At 62.1% G+C, this 15,191-nt stretch carries 15 protein-coding genes; 7 read left to right on the top strand and 8 right to left on the bottom strand.

The features are described 5' to 3' along the window. A complete protein-coding gene (locus ACFPN2_RS16120; RefSeq protein WP_380598249.1) occupies window positions 1–720 on the top strand; it encodes a VOC family protein in 720 nt (239 codons plus the stop codon). A 15-nt stretch (window positions 721–735) separates the two neighbouring features. After that, window positions 736–2,802: a S46 family peptidase gene (locus ACFPN2_RS16115; RefSeq protein WP_380598247.1), complete on the top strand. Its 2,067-nt coding sequence runs from the start codon at window positions 736–738 to the stop codon at window positions 2,800–2,802. Between the two features lie 3 nt (window positions 2,803–2,805). On the opposite strand, the gene ACFPN2_RS16110 is transcribed toward ACFPN2_RS16115, so the two are convergent. After that, the gene (locus ACFPN2_RS16110) at window positions 2,806–3,525 is read right to left on the bottom strand and encodes a YceI family protein (RefSeq protein WP_380598245.1); all 720 of its coding nucleotides are present in this window, start codon (window positions 3,523–3,525) and stop codon (window positions 2,806–2,808) included. 63 nt (window positions 3,526–3,588) lie between these two features. On the opposite strand from ACFPN2_RS16110, the gene ACFPN2_RS16105 reads away from it, so the two are divergent. From ACFPN2_RS16105 to ACFPN2_RS16090, 4 genes are all read left to right on the top strand, one after another. Beyond that, window positions 3,589–4,215: a cytochrome b gene (locus tag ACFPN2_RS16105; RefSeq protein ID WP_380598243.1), complete on the top strand. Its 627-nt coding sequence runs from the start codon at window positions 3,589–3,591 to the stop codon at window positions 4,213–4,215. Further along, the gene (locus ACFPN2_RS16100) at window positions 4,212–4,808 is read left to right on the top strand and encodes a YceI family protein (RefSeq protein WP_380598241.1); all 597 of its coding nucleotides are present in this window, start codon (window positions 4,212–4,214) and stop codon (window positions 4,806–4,808) included. Before ACFPN2_RS16105 ends, ACFPN2_RS16100 begins: the two co-directional genes overlap by 4 nt. A 36-nt stretch (window positions 4,809–4,844) precedes the next feature. After that, on the top strand, window positions 4,845–7,025 hold the full coding sequence (locus ACFPN2_RS16095) for an acetyl-CoA hydrolase/transferase C-terminal domain-containing protein (RefSeq protein WP_380598239.1): 2,181 nt from the start codon (window positions 4,845–4,847) through the stop codon (window positions 7,023–7,025). A gap of 102 nt (window positions 7,026–7,127) precedes the next feature. Beyond that, complete coding sequence (locus ACFPN2_RS16090) at window positions 7,128–7,961, top strand: DUF4097 family beta strand repeat-containing protein (RefSeq protein WP_380598237.1); 834 nt, start codon at window positions 7,128–7,130, stop codon at window positions 7,959–7,961. A gap of 2 nt (window positions 7,962–7,963) precedes the next feature. Here ACFPN2_RS16090 and ACFPN2_RS16085 read toward each other — a convergent pair whose 3' ends face one another. From ACFPN2_RS16085 to ACFPN2_RS16075, 3 genes are read right to left on the bottom strand one after another with little or no spacing between them, the layout of a single operon-like run. After that, window positions 7,964–8,836, bottom strand: a complete 873-nt coding sequence (locus tag ACFPN2_RS16085; RefSeq protein ID WP_380598235.1) for a fructosamine kinase family protein — start codon at window positions 8,834–8,836, stop codon at window positions 7,964–7,966. Window positions 8,837–8,845: 9 nt separating this feature from the next. After that, window positions 8,846–9,679, bottom strand: a complete 834-nt coding sequence (pyrF, locus tag ACFPN2_RS16080) for an orotidine-5'-phosphate decarboxylase (RefSeq protein WP_380598233.1) — start codon at window positions 9,677–9,679, stop codon at window positions 8,846–8,848. Window positions 9,680–9,714: 35 nt separating this feature from the next. Continuing rightward, entirely contained in the window at window positions 9,715–10,443 is a 729-nt protein-coding gene (locus ACFPN2_RS16075) for a 2OG-Fe dioxygenase family protein (protein ID WP_380598231.1), read from the bottom strand. Between the two features lie 129 nt (window positions 10,444–10,572). Between ACFPN2_RS16075 and ACFPN2_RS16070 the strand changes: the two genes are divergently transcribed. Further along, complete coding sequence (locus ACFPN2_RS16070; protein ID WP_380598229.1) at window positions 10,573–12,357, top strand: M14 family metallopeptidase; 1,785 nt, start codon at window positions 10,573–10,575, stop codon at window positions 12,355–12,357. A 114-nt stretch (window positions 12,358–12,471) separates the two neighbouring features. Here ACFPN2_RS16070 and ACFPN2_RS16065 read toward each other — a convergent pair whose 3' ends face one another. The 4 genes from ACFPN2_RS16065 to ACFPN2_RS16050 form a co-directional block, all read right to left on the bottom strand. After that, complete coding sequence (locus tag ACFPN2_RS16065; RefSeq protein ID WP_380598227.1) at window positions 12,472–12,993, bottom strand: tetratricopeptide repeat protein; 522 nt, start codon at window positions 12,991–12,993, stop codon at window positions 12,472–12,474. A gap of 120 nt (window positions 12,994–13,113) precedes the next feature. Further along, a complete protein-coding gene (locus ACFPN2_RS16060; protein WP_380598225.1) occupies window positions 13,114–13,527 on the bottom strand; it encodes a hypothetical protein in 414 nt (137 codons plus the stop codon). Between the two features lie 110 nt (window positions 13,528–13,637). After that, window positions 13,638–14,552 (bottom strand): 5'-3' exonuclease, encoded by a 915-nt coding sequence (locus ACFPN2_RS16055; RefSeq protein WP_380598223.1) that lies wholly within the window; start codon window positions 14,550–14,552, stop codon window positions 13,638–13,640. Beyond that, window positions 14,546–15,100, bottom strand: a complete 555-nt coding sequence (locus ACFPN2_RS16050) for an HNH endonuclease (RefSeq protein ID WP_380600149.1) — start codon at window positions 15,098–15,100, stop codon at window positions 14,546–14,548. Before ACFPN2_RS16050 ends, ACFPN2_RS16055 begins: the two co-directional genes overlap by 7 nt. Window positions 15,101–15,191 lie beyond the last annotated feature (91 nt).

The following is a 15,191-nucleotide window of genomic DNA, read 5'->3' as shown; positions in this document are numbered from 1 at the left end:
ATGTTCGGCCGATTCCTGGAAATCAGCGTGCACGCGCCCGAGATTCGCGACTCGCTGGCGTTCTATGAATCGCTGGGCTTCGTGCAGGCGCCGGTCGGCGAGACCTTCCCTCATCCCTACGCAGTCGTTACCGACGGCCGCTTGTTTCTAGGCCTGCACGGTCGAGCCCTGCCCTCCCCGGCGCTGACCTTCGTGATGCCGCGGCTCATGCATGGCATCGAGCAGCTGGAACAGCTGGGCATCGAGCTCGAAGACCTGCAGCTGGGCAATGAAGTCTTCAATCGCGTGAGCTTTCGCGACCCCTCGGGTCAATACGTCAACGTGTTCGAGGCCCGCACCTTCTCGCCGCCGCAATTCGAAAGTCATCCGGCGACGACCTGCGGTTACTTTACGGAGTACGGACTGCCGGCCCGCGAACAGGGCGCGATGCGTGTGTTCTGGGAAGCGCTGGGCTTCGTGGCGTGGGATGAGCAATCTGAGCCATTCGCACGGACGGCAATCACCAGTGACCATCTGAATCTATCGTTGTATCGTTCCCGGGCGTTCCGCCAGCCGGTGCTGACCTTCGAAGATCCTGACATGCGTGAGCGCCTGGCGAGGTTGAAAGAGCGCGGCTTGCAACTTTCCGACGAAATGCCCGATAGCCTCGACGAGTCGTGCAACGCCATCCTGATTGCCCCGGAAGGAACGCGGCTGCTGCTGATACAGTCCGAAGACTGACACAAGGAGAATTCGATGTTCCGGAGTCTCGCCGCCGCCTGCATGGCGTTGCTGGCCACCGCCGCCGTCGCCGATGAAGGCATGTGGACCTTCGACAACGTGCCGCAAGCCACGATCCAGCAGAAATATAACGCGAAGCTCGACCCGCCCTGGCTGAATAAAGTGCAGCGCTCCATCACGCGCTTCGAAAGCGGCTGCACGGGCTCGTTCGTGTCACCCGATGGCCTGGTGCTCACCAATCATCATTGCGCCATGCAATGCCTCGCCGAGATTTCCAGCGAGAGCGCCAATTATGTGGACGACGGTTTCAAAGCGACCACGCGCAGCGCCGAGAAGAAATGTCCGACGCAAATTCTGTCGGTGCTCGTGGAAATGGAGAACGTCACCGCGAAGGTGGCCGCCGCGACCGCCGGCATGCAGGACGCGCAAGCGAACCAGGCGCGCAAACAGGAGCTGAGCAAGCTCGAAGCCGCGTGCACCAAGAGCTCAGAAAAGAACCGCCTCGCCTGCGAGTCGGTGACGTTGTATCAAGGCGGCCAATATTTCCTGTACAAGTATCGTCGCTATGACGACGTGCGGCTGGCGTTCGCCCCGCATCACGCCATCGCGGCGTTCGGCGGCGATCCGGACAATTTCAACTTCCCGCGCTGGAGTCTGGATTTCAGCCTGTTCCGTGTCTACGAAAACGGCAAGCCGCTGCGCTCGCCGAATCATCTGACCTGGCGTCCCGAAGGCCCGCAGGTCGGCGAAGCGACCTTTGTCGCCGGTCATCCTGGCAGCACGAGCCGGTTGCTGACCGTCGAGCAATTGCGCTTTCAGCGCGACACCTCCGTCCCCTCTTATCTGATCCGCAACTCCGAGCTGCGGGGCCGGCTGATTCAATGGAGCAAAACCGGTGACGAGCCCGCACGCATCGCCAGCGACTATCTGCAGAGCGTGGAGAACGCGCTGAAGGTGTATCGGGGATTCCAAACCGCCCTGCTCGACGACAGTTTGTTTGCGCGAAAGACCTCACAGGAACGAGAGTTGCGCGAGCGGGTGAAGGGCGACCAGAAGCTCGCCGGCGCCGTCGGCAATGCGTGGAACGATGCGGCCGCTGCGCAAGAGCGCTACCGCCAGATTTACGATCGTTATCTGTATCTGGAAGGCGGCGCCGGTTTCAACAGCAAGCTCTTCTCGTATGCGCGCACGCTGGTGCGCGGAGCCGCCGAAGGTACCAAGCCCAACGAGCAACGCCTGCGCGAGTACGCCGATTCGAATCTACCGAAAGTCTCATCGAGCCTGCTCGCGACGACGCCGCTGTATCCGAACTTCGAGCAAGTCACGCTATCGTTCTCGCTCGACAAGCTGCGCGAAGCGCTGGGCCCGGACGACTCGATCGTTGGTAAACTGTTGAGCAAGGAGTCGCCCGACTCGCTCGCGAACAAACTGATTACTGAAACCAAGCTCGGCGATCCTGCAGTCCGCAAAGCGCTGTGGGAAGGCGGAGCGGCGGCCATCGCAAGCTCGAATGATCCGATGATCGCGCTGGCTCGTGACATCGACGGCGAGGCACGGGCGGTCCGCAAGATCTATGAAGACGAAGTGCAGGCACCGGTCGCGTCCGCTCAAGAGCGCATCGCCAAGGCGCGCTTCGCGGTGTATGGCACGAACACCTATCCCGACGCCACGTTCACATTACGGCTGAGCTACGGCGCGGTCGAAGGCTGGACGGAAAAAGGCCAGCAAGTCGAACCGTTCACGCGGCTGTCCCGCTTGTTCGAACGCGCCACCGGCAAAGATCCGTTCCGTCTGCCGCAAGGGTGGCTGGACGCGCGCGACCGGCTCGATATGAACACGCCGTTCTGTTTCGTGACCACCAACGACATCGTCGGCGGCAACTCCGGCAGCCCGCTGGTGGACGCGCAGGGTCGACTGGTCGGTCTGGCCTTCGATGGAAACATTCATTCCATCGCCGGCAGCTTCTGGTACGACGGCACGATGAATCGCACGGTGGCCGTACATCCCGCCATCATCCTCACCGCGCTGAAGGACGTTTACGGCGCGAACGATCTGGCCAAAGAATTGCTGGGCAAGCGCTGACTTTCAGCGCTTGACCGCGACCAGCTCGAAACGCACATGCAAACGGTCCTGCACTTCCAGAGCTCCCAGCGCCACGCTGAAGGGCTTCATGCCGAAGTCGGTCTGTAGCAGGTCGAACTCCCCGCTGGCCGTGAGGCGATCGCCGTTCATGACAATGCTGGTGGGCACGGCCACGTCTTTGCTTGCGTCCTTGATCGTGATGCGCGCGGTGATCTTCGGCGCCTGCAACGAGCCGTCGACGGTCGCCGACTTGACCGTCACGTTCGGATAGGTCTCGGCATCGAGCACTTCCTTACGAAGCATGTTCTTGCGCGTGCCCTCCTTGTCGGAAGCGGAAATCTCGGGCGGAAAGTCGCTGCCCGCCGCGCGCCGGGCATCCGCATCGTCGACGATCAGGTCGGCCACAGGAAACGACAGCTCGAAACCGGACGCCGGGAAAGGGGAACGCATCCATACCCGACCGGCGACCGATTTGCTGGTCATCACATGATTGTGGCCGAGCCGCGCGAACGTCCCGCCGCGATAGACAAAGATATGCAGCACCGAGGCCTGCGGATCGACCTGGTAAACCGTGGCCCCCGCCTCGCCGGGGGGCGGCGCCGGCTGGGTCGGCGTCGGTTGCGGCGGGACTTCCGGCGCGGGCGCGGGCGGACGCACCGGTCGCGGACAGGCGACAAGCCCGAGACACAACAGCAGGACGGCTCCGATCCGAGCCGCTTTCATTCGATCTGTGGAGCTGTCTGGCATCCGTTTCGACCCCTGGTTCGTGTCAGATTTGCAGGCCCCGTGGCCCGGCTCCCCGAATCGCTTACACTGTCGTCTCTAAGTACCCACTGGATCCGCAAAGTGATGCAACTGAAGAACGACGAATTTCGCTACGGCGTCGTCGCGCAGTTATTTCACTGGGCCATCGTGGTCCTGATCATAGTGCAGTTCATCCTGGCCAGCCGGGCCGACGACCTGCCGCTGGGCCCGGCGAAAATCGCAGTGCTCGCCCAGCACAAATCGTTCGGCATCACCATTCTCGGCTTGGCACTGCTGCGCCTGATCTGGCGCTGGCTCAATCCGGTGCCGGCCGAGCCGCTGGATATTCCACAGTGGCAAAGAATAGCGGCGCGCGTGTCACACATCGGTCTATACGCGCTGCTGTTGATCACGCCGCTGGTCGGCTGGCTCATGTCATCGGCCCGCAACTTTCCTGTCAGCTGGTTCGGTCTGGTGACCCTGCCGGATTTCATCAAGCCCAATCGGCCCGCTTATGATTTTCTTCATGAGACGCACGAGCTGCTGGCGCTGACACTGTTCGGGCTGGCGGTGCTGCATATCGCGGCGGCGCTCAAGCATCATTTCATCGACAAGGACAACGTGCTTCGCCGCATGCTGCCGGTCAAACTGAAACAGGATCGATCATGACGTCGTCTGTATTGTCATCGAGGGGTCATCGTCTCGCCGGGCGGCTGGTCGTCGGCCTCACCGCGGGCCTCGCTGCCGTAGCGGCCCTGGCTGCCGCGACGTGGAGCCTGCAGCCCAAAGAAAGCAAGCTCGGTTTCGTCGGCGAGCAGGCCGGCGCGCAGTTCGAAGGCGGCTTCGACAAGTTCACCGCCGATATCAGCTTCGACCCGAAGAACCTGGCGGCCAGCCGCTTCGATGTGAAGATCGACACCGCTTCCGTGAACACGCAGGACGGCGAGCGAGACACGACCATCAAGAGCGCCGATCTGTTCGACGTTAAGCGTTTCCCGACCGCGCAGTATGTCGCCGACAAGTTCACCGACAAGGGCGGCAACAAATATTCCGCCACCGGCAAGCTCACGCTGCGCAATGTGACCAAGGACGTGCCCATCGACTTCACTTTCGAAAGCAAGGACGGCGGCGCCTGGCTCAAGGGCACGGCAAAAATCAAACGACTGGACTTCGGCGTCGGTCAGGGCGACTGGAAAGACACTTCCACGGTCGGCAACGACGTGCAAGTGAAGTTCTCGCTGCGACTGAAAGGCGCTTCATGATCCAAGCCACGACCGGGCTTCGATAAGCAAGCATCGATGACTGCAGCCGCGCCGCTCAAATTCACGGCACCCGACGAATGCGTGGAAGCCACGCTCACTCGCGTCGGCAAGCATGTCGTGCTGGGCTTGCCCGTCGCCATCGGCAAGCCGAACACGCTGGTCAACGCGTTCGTGGCCCGCGCTGTTGCCGACCCTCATGTAAAACTCACCATCATCACTGCGCTGTCGCTGCGGGTGCCGCGCGGTCGTAGCGATTTAGAAAAGCGCTTCATCGAGCCGTTCACACGCCGGGTGTTCGGCAACTATCCGGAGCTGGATTACCTACGGCTGATCGAGCGGCAGCAGCTGCCGGCGAACATCGAGGTGCTCGAGTTCTATATGGAACCCGGCGCCTGGCTGCGCAACGAACATTTACAGCAGCACTATCTCAGCAGCAACTACACGCACGTCGCGCGCGATGCCTTGCGCCGCGGACTCAACGTGATCGCGCAGCTCGTGGCCGCCCCGCCGGCCAACGAAGCGCCGGGCTTGCTGAGTCTCGGCTCCAATGCGGACATGACCGCCGACCTGTTGCCGCAAATCGCAGCGATGCGCGCGGCCGGCAGTAGCAAACCATTCGTCCTGATCGGTCAGGTGCATCGTGATCTGCCCTTCATGTACGGCGACGCGCTGGTCACCGCCGACACGTTTGATTTTCTGGTTCAGGACCCGGGCACGGCGCTGTTCAGTCCGCCCAACATGCCGATCCCGCCGACGGAACATGCGATCGCACTGAACGTCAGCACGCTGATTCGCGACGGTGGCACCTTGCAGTTGGGCATCGGAGAGCTGGGCGACGGCATTTGCTACGCCTTACAGCTGCGCCAGCAGCAACCCGCGCTCTATCGCGAGGTCCTGGAATCGACCGGCATGCTCGCTCGACATCGCCGACTCATCGAGACCGAAGGTGGCACAGCGCCGTTCGAGCGCGGCCTGTATGGCTGTACCGAAATGCTCGCCGATGGCTTTCTGGATCTGTATCGCAGCGGCATCCTGAAGCGCCGCGTGTACCCGAGCGCCAAGCTGCAGCGACTGATCGATGACGGTCATATCGATGAAAACGTCAGTCTGCACACGCTCGACGCACTGGTCGAAGCCGGCATGAATCGAATGTCGTTTGCCGACTTTCAGGAATTCCGCGAAGTCGGTTTGTTTCGCGACGATGTCGACTACGACCGCGGCGTGCTGATCACGCCGGACGGTCAGCAATTGCGAGCGACGTTCTCCGACCCTGAACAACGCGCGCAGATTGCGCAGTACTGTCTCGGCGAAACGTTGCGCAACGGCGTGCTCGCCGACGCGGGTTTCTTCTTCGGCCCGAAAGGTTTCTACACGGGCTTGCGTGAACTGCCCGCCGTTCAGCGCCGAATGTTTGCAATGCGCGGCATCAGCTTCGTCAACGAGCTGTATGGCCATGAATGGGAATTGAAGGTCGCCCAACGCCGCTACGCGCGCTTTGTGAACACGACGATGATGGTCACCGGCTTGGGCGCTGCCGTTTCCGATGCGCTCGCGGACGGTCGCGTCGTCAGCGGCGTGGGCGGTCAATATAACTTCGTGGCGATGGCGCACGCGCTACCCGAAGCCCGCTCCATTCTTTGTCTGCGCTCGACGCGGACGGCCGACGGCGTCACTTCATCCAACGTTGTTTGGACCTACGGTCATTGCACCGTGCCGCGCCATCTGCGCGACATCGTCGTCACTGAATATGGCATCGCCGACCTGCGCGGCCGCACCGATCGTGAGATCGTCGAAGCCCTGGTCGGCATCATGGACGCCCGCTTCCAGCGAGCATTCGTCGCCGACGCGCAGCGCGCCGGCAAATTGCCGAAGAATTGGTCCATTCCGGAAGCGGCGCGGGCCAACACGCCACAGCAGCTCGCCAGAAAATTCGCGCCCTGGCGCGAGCGCGGCTTGTTTGCTGAATTGCCGTTCGGTACGGACTTCACCGCCGAAGAGCTCGTGCTGTCGAAGGCCTTGCGCTCCTTGCAAGCGTCGACACAGTCGTGGTCGGGCCGCGTGTTAACGCTGCTCGACGCACTGTTAAATGGATCGCCTGTGCCCGCAGTTCAGCCGCATCTCGCGCGCATGGGCCTCGCTCGTGCCGATTCTTTGTCGCAAGCGATGCAACGTCGGTTGCTAACGACCGCCCTTCGCAAAATTTTGCAAACCGGCTGATCTGCTCCTATCTTTGCAGCCCCTTACGCAGGCCCAGGGACGAGCCTTCTTCCCTGGTGCGCGCGGGCATTCAGCTTTACTTATTCGCACAGGAAGTCCTTCATGAAGAAGTTTGCGGCCCAGCTGTTGAGCGTCAGTTTGCTGAGCGGCATCGCCGCTACGGCGGGGGCAGAGGAATGCCAGTTCAGCTCGGATCGCGCCGCCAACTTCAACGGCCCGGTCAAGAAAGTGGTGGTGTCCGCTGGCGCGGGCTATCTCAAGATTCGCGGCGAGGCGACGGGCGGCGTCAAAGCGACCGGCCGCGCCTGCGCCTCGTCCGAAAGCTTGCTCGGCAAGATCGCGCTGGAAAGTCGTCGTGAGAACGACACGGTTTATTTAACAGTGGTGATGGCTGAAGGCATGGGCGACATGTTCAGCTTCGGTCGCTACACCTCGCTGGACCTGGACCTCACCGTGCCGCGCGACGCGGAGCTCGACGTGACCGACTCGAGCGGCGATCTGGAATTGAGCGATGTCGGCGCGTCCAAGGTCGACGACAGCTCGGGCGATCAGCTGCTGAAGAACATCAACGGCAATCTGATCATCAACGACAGCTCCGGCGAGATCCGCGTGGTCAGCGTGGTCGGCAACGTCGAAGTGGAAGACAGCTCCGGCAACATCGACATCGAAGATGTGCGCGGCGATGTGAAAATCAAAACCGACAGCTCCGGCGACATCGCCATCGCCAAAGTCACGGGCAATGCCGAAATCGTCGAGGACAGCTCGGGCGACATCACCATTCGCGACGTGAAGAAGAATGCCACAATCGACAGGGACAGCTCTGGCAGCGTCAATGTGAGCGACATCGGCGGCAATTTCAGCGTGCGCGCCAAAACCAGCGGCAACATCCTGCACGAGCGCGTCGGCGGCTCGGTGCGAATTCCGGCCAAGACCTGAACTCAATGCAGCTCGGCAAGCAGGCGCTGGATCATTCCCAGCGCCTGCCGTAGATACCCGCCGCCGAACAGATTGAAATGATTCAGCACGTGATACAGGTTGTAGAGCGTGACTCGCGACGTTGCGCCTGCATCCAACGGCCACGCACTTTGATACGCCGAATAGAACGACGCCCCGAAGCCGCCGAATAACCGGGTCATGGCCAGATCGGCCTCGCGATCGCCGAAATACACCGCCGGATCGAACAGCACCGGCTGACCGCTCGCATCGCTGCCCCAATTACCGCCCCACAAATCGCCGTGGAGCAGCGATGGCACCGGTCTATAGTCAGTGAAGAAGAGAGCGAGCTGTTCGCAAAGGCGCTCGCTGCTGTCGATGAGCTCCTTGCTCGCGCCATTGCTCTTCGCCAACGTTAGTTGCGGACGAAGTCGCTGCTCGCGCAGGAACTCGACCCAATCGCCGGTCTCACGATTGGATTGAGGCGTCGAGCCGATGGTGTTGTCGCGATGCCAACCGAACTTATCGCGCGTCACGCGATGTTGGGCGGCAAGCAACTCTCCGAGTTTTCTCTCACTGCTGGAGGAGCCGCCACGCAGGTCGATCCATTCGAGCGCGAGAAAGGCGATGCCTTCCAGCTCATCGACTGCCAGCACGTTTGGAACGCGAACGGCGCGAGCCTTGGCCAACTCCGCGAGTCCGTCCGCTTCAGCCTGAAACATGGCCAGGCTCGACGGCTCACCGTACTTGACGAACAACGGACCGGCCTCGCTTTCGAAGCGAGCACAGGAATTGATCGAGCCGCCGCCGACACTCCGCTCCGAACCTGCCGCAACCTCAGTCCCTAGCGCACGACTCAGTGCGGCAGCGAGCGGCATGACGATTGGCTACAGCAGCTCGCGAGCCTGCTCCTGCAAGCTGCGGATGGTCGTACGAATCTCGGAGACACCGCCGCCGTTTGCCAGGATTGCTCTGGAAACATTCGGCAACACGCGACCGCGCGCCGACGGCATCCGCTTCAACACATCCTGAATGGTTGCGCCTTGCGCACCGACACCCGGCGCGAGAATGAAGGACTGCGGCAGCGCGTCCACAGTCTCGGCGGCATCGTCACAAGTGGCACCAACGACGGCACCAATGTACTGCAGCCCTTCGCCCTGTTTCCGATTGCGCACCGTGATCTCGCGGCACAGGTTCTGAGCAACGGTCTCGCCATTCGCCAGACGCGCTGTTTGCAGCTCGCGACCTTCCGGATTGGAGGAGCGCACGACGACGAACACACCGCCCTCGGCGCGCACGGCGATATCCAGGAACGGATCGAGCGCTGCCAGGCCGAGATATACATGCGTCGTCACCGCATCGACACGCAGCGTCGTCGTCGATGAGAAATAACCTTCGGCGTAAGCGGCGCCGGTGGTATCGATGTCGCCGCGTTTGCCATCGAGCAGCACCAGCACTTCGCGACTACGCGCCAGCGTCGTGAGCTCTTCGACCGCCTTCAACCCGGCACTGCCGAAGCGCTCGAAGAATGCCGACTGCGGCTTGAGCAGTGAGATGCGAAAGTCCGCCGCTTCCAGCACGCGCTTGCTGAACTCGAACGCACCTTCGGGCGTGTTGGGCAAATTGCAGGACTTCAGCAACGCCGCGGACGGATCGATACCGACACACAGCGGGCTGTGCTCGGCAATTTTCTGACGCAACCGGGCGGCGAACGTGGGCATGAGCAGTTACCTATATCAACGACGCGTCATTGTACTCAAGCACCCGGCGCCTGGAACCCGCGCTCGCGGAACGTGATCACCAAGGTGTCCCGCACGCCGCCCGGGCCATCGTTCTGGATGGGCGTGGTCTCGTGAATCACCTTCGCGTCGTCCAGCAACAGCGCCGACCACGGCGCGCTCATGGTGAAGCGCACGCCGGAAGTGCCTTCAGCCTCGAACACGCGCGTTTCACCGCCGCGCACATTGAAGCGATTCACCAAAATCACGGCGACGTAATCGACGCCATCGCGATGCGCACCTTCAGGTGTCGGCCGGCCGATGCCTTCGGCGGTATCAATACGAAACTGATGCGCCTCGATATACCAACGCGGCACGGGCCGCGCGCGTGCAAACAACTCGGCGAGCCCGTTGATGAGCTGATTCCACACGGGCGCTTGCAGCACCTCGGGGGTCATGGGATCGAACCAACGTTCCATGCCGCCGTGGAGCGCGTTGTATTCAGTGGGCTGCCAGTGCGCGCGATGGGGAACGAGCTGCAGCCCGTTGCCGCGCTCTTGAATAAAACAACTGTGACGCCGCGACCGGTAGCGACCGCCGTCGCGCAGATATGCGTCGCGAGGCAACTGATTCCAGCTGGGCGCCAGCTTGCCCAGATCCGCGAGCTGCACGTGGCACTCCGCCGCCAGCTCGTCCGGCTGTAACAACACACAGCCCACTTCATGCAGCGTCGTTGCCGCATTCCCGTTCGATCTGCTCAGTTTCAACGCCGTCTCCTGCCGGCAGTCCAAATGGCCACCGGCGCGTAATTTTAGCGCTACTGGCGCCGGAAACGAGACAGATTCAGACCTACCAATACAGTAATCTTGCGCGCCTGCCCGTACAGGAAGTCATCAATGATTCGTCACAAGACTGGTTTACTCGCAGCGCTCATTGCCCTCTGCTCGCTAGGGCAGGTAACGGTTGCCGCGCCTAGCGCCAATTCCCTGCGTACCGTCGCCGAGCAGTCCGGCAACAAGCGCACCGGCCGGTACGAGGAAGTTGAACGCCTGTGCCCGGCGTTCCAGCAACAGTGGCCGCAGCAGGTGCGCTGTTTCGAATTCGGCCGCACGCCCGAAGGGCGCCCCATGCTGGCATTGGCCGCTTCCGCCGATGGCACGCTCGACGCCACCGCCGCGCATCGTGCCGGTCGGCCGGTCGTGCTCATGCAAGGCGGGATTCACGCCGGCGAAATCGACGGCAAGGACGCGGGCTTCCTCGCCTTGCGCCAGATGCTCGAAGGCTCGCTGGCCAAAGATGCTTTGAAGACCGCGACCCTGGTGTTCGTGCCGGTCTTCAACGTCGACGGCCACGAGCGCTTCGGCCGTTGGAATCGGCCGAACCAGGTCGGCCCGGAAGAAATGGGCTGGCGCGTGACCTCGCAGAACCTCAACTTGAATCGCGACTACGTCAAGGCCGAGGCGCCCGAGATGCAAGCGATGCTGCGTCTGTTGGGCGAATGGGATCCGATCCTCTATGTCGACCTGCACGTCACCGACGGCGCGAAGTTCGAACACGACATCTCTTACAGCGTCTCGCCGACGTTGGCCGGGCGCGAGCCCATCCGTCAGGTCGGCGTAGCGGTTCGCGATGAGTTGATGAAGCGCGCCACCGCGAAGGGCTCACTGCCGGTCGACTTCTATCCATCGTTCCTCAAGGACGACGATCCTACGACAGGCTTCGCCGTGGCCGTCGGCCCGAAGCGGTTCTCACAAGCGTATTGGGCGAGCCGGAACCGTCTGGGCATCCTGGTGGAAACGCACTCGTGGAAGGACTATCCCACCCGCGTGCGCATCACTCATCACACCATTATTTCCTTGATGGAAATGGCGGCGCGCGACGGCAAGCAATGGCTGGCAGCGGCACAAGCGGCCGACAAGGAGTCGGCGGGTATCGGTGGCTCCACCGTGAACATCACGTACACCAATACGCCGCACATCAAGACGATCGACTTTCGCGGGTACGAATATGAGCGCGTGCCTTCGGCGGTGTCGGGCGCGCTGCTGACTCGCTACAACGATAAGCGTCCGCAGATCTGGCGCCTGCCGTTGCGCGATGAAGTTCAGCCGGCGATTACTGTGGCCGCGCCGCGTGGCGGCTATCTGGTGCCGCCGAGTCATGCACGTATGGTCGCTGAGAAGCTGACTGTCCACGGCATCGAGTTTCGTACGATCGCTCAGGCACAGACGGGAGCGGAAGTCGAAGTATTCCGCGCCACCAAGGCGGCGACGGACAGCTCGACCTTCGAAGGCCGTAGCAGCTTCTCAGTCGAGGGCGACTGGGCCAAAGAGAAGCAGGATGTGGCTGCGGGCGCGCTGTTCGTGCCGATCGCGCAAGCCAAGTCGGAACTGGCGATGACCTTGCTCGAGCCCCGCGATCCGGATTCGCTGGTGAGCTGGGGTTACTTCGCCACGGCGTTCGAGCGCAAGGAATATATGGAAGCGTACGTGGCCGAGGCGGTGGCCGAAGAGATGCTGAAGAAGGACCCGGCGCTGCGCCGTGAATTCGAGCGCCGTCTGGAAGATCCGAAGTTCGCTGCCGACCCGAATGCCCGGCTGGACTTCTTCTATCGACGCCACTCGTCATGGGACGAGCGTTACAACCTGTATCCGGTGTTCCGCGTGGCCAACGCGCCCCGCTGAACCTACTCTTGCCGGGCGGCGCCATGTCATAGACATGGCCCGCACTTACAACTCGCTTTCCGATCTCCCGCGGGATATCCCCAGCTGCGCTCCTTCGGTCGCGCAACCTTCGGGTCACCGCTTCTCCAGCTCCTCGGCCTTTTTCTCATCCGCCTTGGCTTCGTTGTCCTTGTTCATCTCGCGATAGATGTCCGAGCGGCGGTAGTAGCCATCCGGCTCGTTGGGCTCCAGCTCGATGGCCTTGCTGGCATCGGCCAGCGCCATCTCCGGCTTGTCCAGCGACACGTAGATGCGCGAGCGGGTCAAGTAACCGTAGGCGTCCTTCGGCTCCAGCTCGATGTACTTGTTGGCGTCTTCGAGCGCGGCGTCGAACTTGCCCGAAGAGTCGCGGGCGCGAGCGCGCAACGCGTACAGGTCCGAGCGAGTGGGTGCCGCTTCGATCGCCTTGCGCAGCAGGTTCTCCGCATCGCGCGGCTGACCCTTCTGCATGGCCTTGTTCGCCTGATTCATCAGGTCGTCGACCGCTTTGTCGTCCTGCGCCTGCGCCGCCAGCGGCGCGGCCAGCAACCAGACCGCCGCGAGCAGACCGGCCGCAATCCGTTTCAATCCCATGTGTGTAGTAGTAAACGCAACCATGACGACCCCCTGACTTTGCCGTTGCTTATTACTTGCTGAGGTGTGGCTGACTCCGTACGACGACATTATGCGCTCACAGCATGCGCTGCTGGTACTACCTCACAAGCGGCGGAAGTTTCATCAGCCGCATTTCTCAATCCGTCGACGCTCGTCGAGCTGGCGACGGCGCACCTTCAAGCGTTCGCCCTCCTTGGCACCGTAGCCGGTACGCATCTTGGTACGCACGTCACGCAATGCCTGCTCGAGCCTGGCGCAGGCGGCTTCGTGCCTGGCGGGATCTGGAAGTCGCACGGCTTTGGCGCGCCTGGCCTTTGCCGGTTTGGTCGCGGCCGTTGTTGATGCACCCTTCGCCGCCGGGACCGGCGTGTAGACGGTCACGCGACTGTCATCGACTTCGTGGGGTTCGGCGCTCGTCGAGCACGGCTGATCCGAGTAAACCGGCCCACTCTCATCAGCGCAGCGGTAAATGGCGGTCTGCGCGCCGAAGACGTCCGTCGACAGCACGGCTACGAAGACAAGGACGACGATTCGCATGGCAACTCCTGAAGCAGGGGTCGCCAGGATGCGATCGGGAGGTCGGCTCGAACGGGCGATCTGGTGGGACTTTGCGCCGTCAATCGCGTGCCCGACGCACGCGAAATGCGCTAGCTGAGCGCGACGATGCGCTCGGCTTGATTGCGGAGCAGGCGGCCGAAGCCGACCGTGTCGTAGAGCTTGTTGAGCTCGCCCAGGTCCGGCGGCCGGCGACGCAGCTGATCCAGCTCCACATCGAGCGGCATATCGCAGGCTATTTCGGTGAGCTGCCGGGCAAGAAACGCGGACTCGCGATAGTCACGCAACTGGCCGCACACGAAGCCGGCATTGCGCAGCTTGATCTTCAGCACGCGGTCCAGGTCGTTATACAAATGCGTCAACGACTCGAAGTGATAGAACAACGTGGACGCGGTCTTGCGACCGACGCCGGGGACGCCGGGAATGTTGTCGACCGCATCTCCCATCAACGCCAGGAAGCACGCCATCCGTTCAGGCTGCACGCCGAACCGATCAGCGATCCGGTCGTAGCCGAAACGTTTGTCGCTGATGTAATCCCAATATTCATCGCCGGGGCGCACCAGCTGGGAAAGATCCTTGTCGCGCGTGACGATCACGACCTTGCGACCTTCGGCTCGGGCGCGAGCGGCGAGCGTGCCGATGACGTCGTCGGCCTCGTATTCGCCGCTCACGAATGAAGCGATGCCGAGGCCCGCGCACACCCGCTGGCACTGCAGGAACTGACGCTTCAAATCCTCGGGTGCGGGCTCGCGATTGGCCTTGTAGGCCGGATAGATCCGCTTGCGATACGACGTGACCAGGCTGGCGTCGAACGCGACCGCCATGTGCTGGGGGCGCACCTGCTCGATCAAATCGCCGAGGAAACGACTGAATCCGTGGAGTGCATTGACGGCGTTGCCGTCGGGGTCGACTACCTCGATGGGGACGGAATGCCAGGCACGGAACACGAACACCGATGCATCGATCAGATACACCGGCTGCTGGACGACGAACTCAGAATTCAACACTGCAATTTTAGACGGGCGTGCAACGGACTCGAGCGCGGGAAATGCGCCAGCAGATATTCCATCTGGTCCGCCAGCACCCGGCGGCCTTTCAAGTAAATGTATTCGGCGTAAGTCGGCTTGAACGGCACGGCGATCAATTGCAGGCCGGCCTGTTCAGGCGTGAGCGACGCCTTCTGGTTGTTACAACGACGGCAAGCCGTCACCACATTGGTCCACAGATCCAGTCCGCCCTGGCTGAGCGGCCGGATGTGATCCCGCGACAGCATGCTGGTCGGGAAGCGCTGCCCGCAGTACATGCACAAGTGCGCGTCGCGCTTGAACAAGGTCTGGTTGTTCAGCGGCGGCGTGTAGTCGTGCCGCAGGTTGCCTGGATTGTGAGTGTGACCGACCGTGGCGATGATGGAATTCACTTCCACCACAGTCTGCAACCCGGAGCGCGCGTTGGTCCCACCGAACAGCCGGTAAAGCCTCGTACCACAGGTGTATGCCACCTGTTCCGTATGGTACAGCCGTACCGCGTCCCGGTAGTCAATCCACTCCAGGGGCATTCCTGAGACATCGGTCCTCAGGATCTCTTGGGTCAAGTTGTACAGTTGTGATTGCACGACTCAGACACAGCAAGGGCACTACATCCTAAGA

This window comes from Steroidobacter flavus (genome assembly GCF_042651805.1).
Lineage (GTDB): Bacteria > Pseudomonadota > Gammaproteobacteria > Steroidobacterales > Steroidobacteraceae > Steroidobacter > Steroidobacter flavus.
This window is presented reverse-complemented; position numbering and strand designations above follow the sequence as displayed.

Excerpts from the sequence above, each read along its gene's own strand:
- ACFPN2_RS16120 (WP_380598249.1), top strand. The coding sequence starts at position 1 with ATGTTCGGCCGATTCCTGGAAATCAGCGTGCACGCGCCCGAGATTCGC.
- ACFPN2_RS16115 (WP_380598247.1), top strand. The coding sequence starts at position 736 with ATGTTCCGGAGTCTCGCCGCCGCCTGCATGGCGTTGCTGGCCACCGCC.
- ACFPN2_RS16110 (WP_380598245.1), bottom strand. The coding sequence starts at position 3,525 with ATGAAAGCGGCTCGGATCGGAGCCGTCCTGCTGTTGTGTCTCGGGCTT.
- ACFPN2_RS16100 (WP_380598241.1), top strand. The coding sequence starts at position 4,212 with ATGACGTCGTCTGTATTGTCATCGAGGGGTCATCGTCTCGCCGGGCGG.
- ACFPN2_RS16095 (WP_380598239.1), top strand. The coding sequence starts at position 4,845 with ATGACTGCAGCCGCGCCGCTCAAATTCACGGCACCCGACGAATGCGTG.
- ACFPN2_RS16090 (WP_380598237.1), top strand. The coding sequence starts at position 7,128 with ATGAAGAAGTTTGCGGCCCAGCTGTTGAGCGTCAGTTTGCTGAGCGGC.
- ACFPN2_RS16085 (WP_380598235.1), bottom strand. The coding sequence starts at position 8,836 with ATGCCGCTCGCTGCCGCACTGAGTCGTGCGCTAGGGACTGAGGTTGCG.
- pyrF (WP_380598233.1), bottom strand. The coding sequence starts at position 9,679 with ATGCCCACGTTCGCCGCCCGGTTGCGTCAGAAAATTGCCGAGCACAGC.
- ACFPN2_RS16070 (WP_380598229.1), top strand. The coding sequence starts at position 10,573 with ATGATTCGTCACAAGACTGGTTTACTCGCAGCGCTCATTGCCCTCTGC.
- ACFPN2_RS16065 (WP_380598227.1), bottom strand. The coding sequence starts at position 12,993 with ATGGTTGCGTTTACTACTACACACATGGGATTGAAACGGATTGCGGCC.
- ACFPN2_RS16060 (WP_380598225.1), bottom strand. The coding sequence starts at position 13,527 with ATGCGAATCGTCGTCCTTGTCTTCGTAGCCGTGCTGTCGACGGACGTC.
- ACFPN2_RS16050 (WP_380600149.1), bottom strand. The coding sequence starts at position 15,100 with ATGCCCCTGGAGTGGATTGACTACCGGGACGCGGTACGGCTGTACCAT.